This is a genomic window from Methanothrix sp. (genome assembly GCF_024518575.1).
GTDB lineage: Archaea > Halobacteriota > Methanosarcinia > Methanotrichales > Methanotrichaceae > Methanothrix_B.
In genome coordinates, this window is sequence record NZ_JANIHG010000018.1 from 25,494 (window position 1) to 31,992 (window position 6,499).

Annotated in this window: 5 protein-coding genes and 1 tRNA gene; 3 read left to right on the plus strand and 3 right to left on the minus strand. The window is 55.0% G+C overall.

Going from position 1 to position 6,499, the window contains the following annotated elements:
* The first annotated feature begins 71 nt into the window (after positions 1-71).
* Together NQU42_RS05215 and NQU42_RS05220 are read left to right on the plus strand one after the other, a co-directional pair.
* Positions 72-500 (plus strand): pyridoxamine 5'-phosphate oxidase family protein, encoded by a 429-nt coding sequence (locus NQU42_RS05215; RefSeq protein WP_296609628.1) that lies wholly within the window; start codon positions 72-74, stop codon positions 498-500.
* Positions 501-504: 4 nt separating this feature from the next.
* Positions 505-1,902, plus strand: a complete 1,398-nt coding sequence (locus NQU42_RS05220) for a replication factor C large subunit (RefSeq protein ID WP_296609629.1) — start codon at positions 505-507, stop codon at positions 1,900-1,902.
* Here the strand turns inward: NQU42_RS05220 and NQU42_RS05225 are convergent.
* Entirely contained in the window at positions 1,899-2,489 is a 591-nt protein-coding gene (locus tag NQU42_RS05225) for a hypothetical protein (RefSeq protein WP_296609631.1), read from the minus strand. The two genes, NQU42_RS05220 and NQU42_RS05225, sit on opposite strands and share 4 nt — an antisense overlap.
* Positions 2,490-2,755: 266 nt before the next feature.
* Positions 2,756-2,879 (minus strand) — tRNA-Arg (locus NQU42_RS05230).
* A 214-nt stretch (positions 2,880-3,093) separates the two neighbouring features.
* Between NQU42_RS05230 and NQU42_RS05235 the strand changes: the two genes are divergently transcribed.
* Positions 3,094-4,203 (plus strand): tetratricopeptide repeat protein, encoded by a 1,110-nt coding sequence (locus NQU42_RS05235; RefSeq protein ID WP_296609632.1) that lies wholly within the window; start codon positions 3,094-3,096, stop codon positions 4,201-4,203.
* A 55-nt stretch (positions 4,204-4,258) separates the two neighbouring features.
* On the opposite strand, the gene NQU42_RS05240 is transcribed toward NQU42_RS05235, so the two are convergent.
* Complete coding sequence (locus tag NQU42_RS05240; protein WP_296609634.1) at positions 4,259-6,136, minus strand: GNAT family N-acetyltransferase; 1,878 nt, start codon at positions 6,134-6,136, stop codon at positions 4,259-4,261.
* Between the last annotated feature and the right edge of the window lie 363 nt (positions 6,137-6,499).

The following is a 6,499-nucleotide window of genomic DNA, read 5'->3' on the forward strand; positions in this document are numbered from 1 at the left end:
GGAAAATTGGGCACTCTGTCTCTTTAAAATCTTGAGCGCAGGAAGCCCCCTCTGAGGCGGGATGTGATGAGATGAACGTTCGTGAAATGAGCATGGATGAATGTGAAGACGTACTCCGGAGATGCAGGTACGGCAGACTGGCGCTCTCCTACGAGGACCGACCTTATGTGATACCTATGTCTTACGTTTACGCGGATGGCACTGTCATACTACACTCCAGGCCGTCCGGGAAGAAGATCGAGATCGCGAGGAGAAACAGCAACGTCTGCTTCGAGGTGGATGAGCTCGAGGGCCAGCGGTGGAGGAGCGTCATAGTGTATGGGAAGGCTCAGCTCTCAGGATCACAGGAGGCCAAGCGGAAGATGTTCGAGGCCTTCATGAGGAGCGGGATCGGCGGGCACGGCGGAAAGATGTTCACCTGGGATATGCTCGAAAAGATGGATATGTGCGTCTGGGAGATAAAGGCGTTTGAGATAACTGGAAGGGAAGGGATCTGGTAGAGGTATGGTGAGCTGGGCCGAGAAGTACAGGCCCAGAAGCCTCGATGGCATACTGGGCAATGCAAAGGCGGTGGCCGAGCTCCGGGCATGGGCCAGGGCCTGGGAGGAGGGGAGGCCGGAGGTGAAGTGCCTCATCCTGTATGGTCCTCCAGGGGTGGGGAAGACATCTGCGGCACTCGCGCTCGCGTCGGAGATGGACTGGGACTACATAGAGCTCAACGCCAGCGATCAGCGGACCGCGGAGATAATAAAGAGCATCGCAGGCCCAGCATCTCAGGTGAGCACATTCTCCGGCAGAAGAAGGCTCGTTATACTGGATGAGGCTGACAACCTGCACGGGACATATGACCGTGGCGGTGCGGCAGCGATTCTGAAGGTTATAAAGGATGCAACACAGCCTGTGGTTCTCATAGCAAACGAGTATTACGAAATAGAGAAGCCACTCAGGGATGCGTGCAGGGGGGTTCAGTTCCGATCGATAAGAGCGCAGACCATAGCCTCCCTTCTCAGAGAGATATGCAGGAGCGAGGGGATCGATTGCGATCCAGAGGCGATAATGCATATAGCTGAGATGTCTGGCGGCGATCTGCGCAGCGCGATAAACGACCTCGAGGCTGCTGCGCGGGGTCTGAAGCGCCTGCGATTGGAGGACATCGCGACCTCTGAGAGGGACGTCAAGGCTTCGATATTCAAGGTCCTCGAATCGATATTCAAGGGGGAGAGCGCGAGGAGCGCGCTCGAGGCCACATACCAGCTGGACGAGAGCCCCGAGGATCTCATACACTGGATCGACGAGAATCTGCCTGTTGTTTACAGCGACCGCGATCTCGTAAAAGGATTCGAATGTTTATCGAGAGCAGACATCTTCCTGGGAAGGGTCAGGAGGCGGCAGAACTACACGCTCTGGAGGTACGCCACGTTCCTGATGACAGGAGGGGTGAGAGCGGTCAGCTCGAGGGTGCGGAGGGGTTACACCCAGTTCAGGCCGCCAAGCCTCTGGAAACGGCTGGGTCAGACGAGGAAGGCAAGATCAGTGAGGGATTCAGCTGCCAGGAAGATAGCGGCGCACTGTCACGTCAGCACATCGTACGCCAGATCCGAGCTCCTCAACTTTGTAGGGGCTCTGCTGAACAGCAAGAAGATCGGTGCGACGGTTGCAGCATCCCTTGGCCTGAACATAGATGAGATCGCGCTCCTGACCGGAAGCGCTCCATCCACGAAGAAGGTGCAGAGGCTCTTCGAGGACGCGCAGAGGATGATCGAGGCGGAGCAGATCGCCATGATAGATCGCGGCCTGAAAGTTGAGGAGAGGAAGACAGAAAGCCCAGAGGAGCAGGCCGCGAAGGAGACAAGCAAAGATATGTCTCAGGAGAAGAGGCAGAGATCGCTCTTCGACTTCTAGGCGCATGGGATCCAGTCAACCCTGCTGGGCCTTCCGGATCTGTTGCTCAGGTCCACGTATTTCTTCACAGAGAACGCGCCAGTGAGCTCCTCGACAGATCTGCTCAGCTCCACAGCGCGCTTGTCGTTTCTCTGACGGGTCGTCCAGGCAATTCGCCCGCTGCCTATGAACGTGGCGTCCATCCCTGCCTGGAGGCTCTCGTTACCGACAGCACCTGTGGTCCTGATCTCGGTGCTCCTGTGTATCAGCTCAGATGCCGTGTAGACCTCTGTGAGGGCCGATCCAGCATCGTAGTTTATGACGCAGATCCTGTTCGACCACTTTCTGTTATAGGCGCCGCCGCCATATGACACAGGGAAGTACTCGAACTCCGCATCCTGTGTGAAGTTTATGGTATTTCTTATGACGTCAAGCTCGAACGCGCTCCTCTCGCGGAACCTTCCGCTGCCTATGATCTTCTCTGCGAACTTCTGGCCCTGGGCACCTGCCGCGGTCTGCCCCAGCAGCTCGGTGTCGCGGTAGCCTGTGCCCAGGTTGAGGGCACCGTTGAAGACGTAGTCTGCAGCCCATGCGGCTCCGAGCAGCATCACACACAGAGCAGCGGAACATAATCTCCATCTGAAATCCAATTCTCTCCCTGCTTGAGGCTTTAATCGAGACCATAAAAAGGTGTCGAAACTGATCAGTGACGCAGGTTGTGAGCGCGAGCTTGAGGTCGGCTCCCCATCAGCAGCGCAACAGAGGAGATTCTGTTGCCTGTTTGGTTGAGTTTACAGGAGAGAAGACCAGATGCTGTACATGCTCAGGCGCAGCTCTCTGTTATGCACTCCTGATCGATATGTTGAGAGAAAAGCGGGCGTGGAGGGATTCGAACCCCCGGCTTACAGCTTAGGAGGCTGCCGCCATATCCTTGCTAGCTAATACAGCTTCTAGGGAACAAGGCCACCGGCCAGTGCTCCTGGCTAGGCCACACGCCCGTACCGGTTACCCTAACGCCCATCTCGTATATCAAATTTTTCCCATATCAGCAGGTCTGTAGAGTACCGAAACCTCTGACCGGGTTTCGACATGGTTCGCGCTCCATTCAACTGTCACACACGATAATACAGACAGACCAAGTCCAATCCGCAGTCATCTCAGCATCTGTTTCAGAGGCAAGTTTTATAACGCACATTCGTGAGAATATCTCACATGGTTTCCATCGCAGCTCTTCTGCAGAAGGCCGAGGAGAAGTACCTCGATGGGTCTTACTATGAGGCCATAGAGTACTACAACAGGGCGCTGGAGATCGATCCTGATAATACCACGGCATGGTGTGGAAAGGGAATGGCCTGCTTCTGCCTTTCCCGCTATGAGGATGCTCTGGAGTGCTACACCAGAGCGATCGAGGTGGATCCGGGGTGCGTGCAGGCGTGGGAGAGCCGTGCAGAGGTGCTCTTCGTTCTGGGAAGATGCGATGAGGCCATATCCTCCTACCAGGAGGCAATAGACAGGGATCCTGCATATGCGCTTGCATGGATCGAGAGGTGCATCGATTCCAGGCCTGACGATGCGGAGAGCTGGAGGCAGAAGGGCCTGGCGCTTCTATCCATGGGGCGGTATGTTGAGGCGATCGAGGCCTACCGCATGGCTCTGGATATCGACCCATCTGAGGCCAGGGACTGGTGCATCCTGGGGGAAACGCTCCAGACGATCGGGAGGCAGAGCGAGGCCCTAGAATGCTTTGAGAAAGCCATTGAGCTCAGACCATCTGATTCTGCATGCTGGATCAGGATGGGCGAGTCGCTGCACAGCACCGGCAGGTACGCTGAAGCTCTGGAATGCTACGATAACGCGCTCAGGCTCGACCCTGGATCTGTCCAGGCATGGCATGGGAAGGGCATCGCTTACAGAGCCATGGGGCTGGCATCAAAGGCGATAGAGGCATTCGACTCAGCCATTTCACTCGACTCAGAGCATGCTCAATCCTGGTACGCGAAAGGCATCACATACAGGGCCATCGGTCTCTATGAGGATGCTCTGAAGTGCTTCGATCGCGTTCTGAGCATCGACCCTGACAACGCATCCGCGCTGAAGAGCAGCGCCTGGTCCCTCTACAACCTCGGCAGGTACGATGAGGCGCTAAGAGCATGCGAGGATGCGATAGCTGTTAACCCCTGGGACGAGGACGCCTGGTACAACAGGGGGATCGTGCTCAAGGCGCTGGGACGGTACACTGAGAGCGATATCTCGTTCATAAGAGCCCGCGAGATAAGGATCACGAAGATCTCAAAGAGCCGCATGCGTGAATGTCATCCATAATAGAAGCTTTCGGCCACGAAAACGCGTGCTGCCTGAGATCAAAAACGATCTGAGTTCAGGCCCTGAACTTGAGCTTCATGTAGTATATCCCCGCGTCGTTGACCTTCTCCACCTCGAACCCCATCTTCTCGAAGAGCCTGAAAACGCGATTGTTCTCTGCCAGAACCTCTGCCGTGAATCCGAGAAGGCCGCTCTTCCTCGCAAGCTGTGTAAGGTAAGATAAAAGCTCGCTGCCCACACCCTGGTTCTGGTAGTCATCTCTGACAGCAAGCGCGATATCTGCGGTGTATTTGTCTCTGTTGACCTCATACTGGCCTATGCCGATCACCACATCCCCCTCCTTGCCGGGGAGCGTGGCGAGTATCACCATCTTGTTTGTATAATCGATCATTGTGAGCTTCTGGAGCAGATCTCTTGGGATCTCTCTTCTCATCGATATGAACCTCTGGTACCTGCTCTCCTCTGAGAGTGAATAGAAGAAGTCCTTCAGCAGTGGCTCATCGCTGATCCTCACAGGGCGCATCAGGATCTCCAGACCTGTTTTGGTGGTTCTGTGGACCTCGAGGTGCTCCGGGTAGATTCCCTGCCAGCCCGGAAGGACGATCTGGTCCCTGTATAGTATGTTCATCCGTTTCGCCTCTTCTATCAGCCAAGCCCTGAACTTCGGATGCGCCACAGATATCAGGGCCATCGCCCTCTCCCGCAGGTTTCTGCCATGGAGGTAAGCTATGCCGTGCTCTGTCACCACGTATCTGATATCGCCTCTTGTCAGCGTCACACCAGCGCAGCTCCTCAGACACGGCACAATTCTGGACACACTCCCATCCTTTGCCGTGGACGGCAGAGCGAGAATGGTTTTGCCGCCTGGGGCCATGGCAGCGCCCCGCATGAAGTCTGCCTGGCCGCCTATTCCGCTGTACAGTGTTCCTCCGAGCGACTCAGCTGTGGCCTGGCCCGTGAGGTCGATCTCGAGCGCGCTGTTTATCGCGACCATGTTTTTCTGTTTTGCTATGATGAGGGGGTTGTTTGTGTAATCGATCTGCCTGAACTCTATATCCGGGTTCCCGTCGAGATACCTGTACGTCTCCCTTCTGGCCATGCAGAAAGTGGCCACGGTCTTCCCCGTATCGAGGGTCTTCATGCTGTTATCGACAGCGCAGCTCCTCATCAGATCAACGATGCCATCGGTGAGGAGCTCCGTGTGAACCCCGAGATGCCTTTTGTCACGGAGGTTTGAAAGAACAGCATTCGGTATGCTTCCATAGCCGACCTGTATCGTGGACCCGTCCTCGACGATTCTCGCAACATACTTTCCTATCTGCTGCGCAAGCTCTGTCGGCACGCTCTCCACATACTCCAGGAGCGGCTCCTCATGGTAAACAACGTAATCAACATCTTTCATATTGATTAGAGTGTCTCCGTGGACATACGGCATCTGGGGATTGACCTGGACAGCAACAGCGGATGCGTTCTCGATCACAGCTTTTATTATGTCCACACTTATCCCGAGGCTCATATCTCCGTTCTCGTCCGGAGGCGTGGCCTGTATGAGAGCCATGTCGACATTTATCGTTCCATTTCTGAACAGCTCCGGAAGAGCTGATAAAAATATAGGGGTGTAGTCCGCGTCAGCGCGGTTGATCGGATCGCGCGTGCTCTCCCCTATGAAGAACGAATCGAGGCGGAAGTTCAGCTTGAACTTCTCATCTGTGTACGGCGCAACGCCGAGAGTCGAGACGTGGATGACCTCGGCGTCGAAGAACGCTGTGGGATACCTGCTGACGTAATCGATCAGAGAGCGCACAAGATGCTGCGGCTCTGCGCATCCGGTGCCGATGAATATCCTGTCGCCGGGATGGATGTTCCTGAATATGGTCCTCTCTGGAGCAAACTTCTCCTGCCACCTGCTCCGCATCTCCTCCAGCCCCATCATCGGAATGCCCCACTCTGCAAAACACAATAGCACAAGATGTCATTTTAAAGTATATAATTCTGTCGTTGCTTGCAAAAAATGCACTGCAAAAAGAGATATTATAATGAAATATAATGATATTATGATTACGAATGACCTTTGCATGGTGTGTGCGGGATTGAATCCGAGAAGCTGAATATGATCTGTTAACGTTTGTCTGGCATGTGGTTTCTGAGCACCTCGACATATCCAGCTTTGGGTAGGGGTTCAGAGCAGCTGTGTTTGAGATCGCAGCCTGGAGCCTGAGCCGCTTCGCACCAGCTGTCTGCATCTCTCGTATCAAGCAGCTCCGACCTCCCCTCAGATATCTGCTGCAGAATGAGC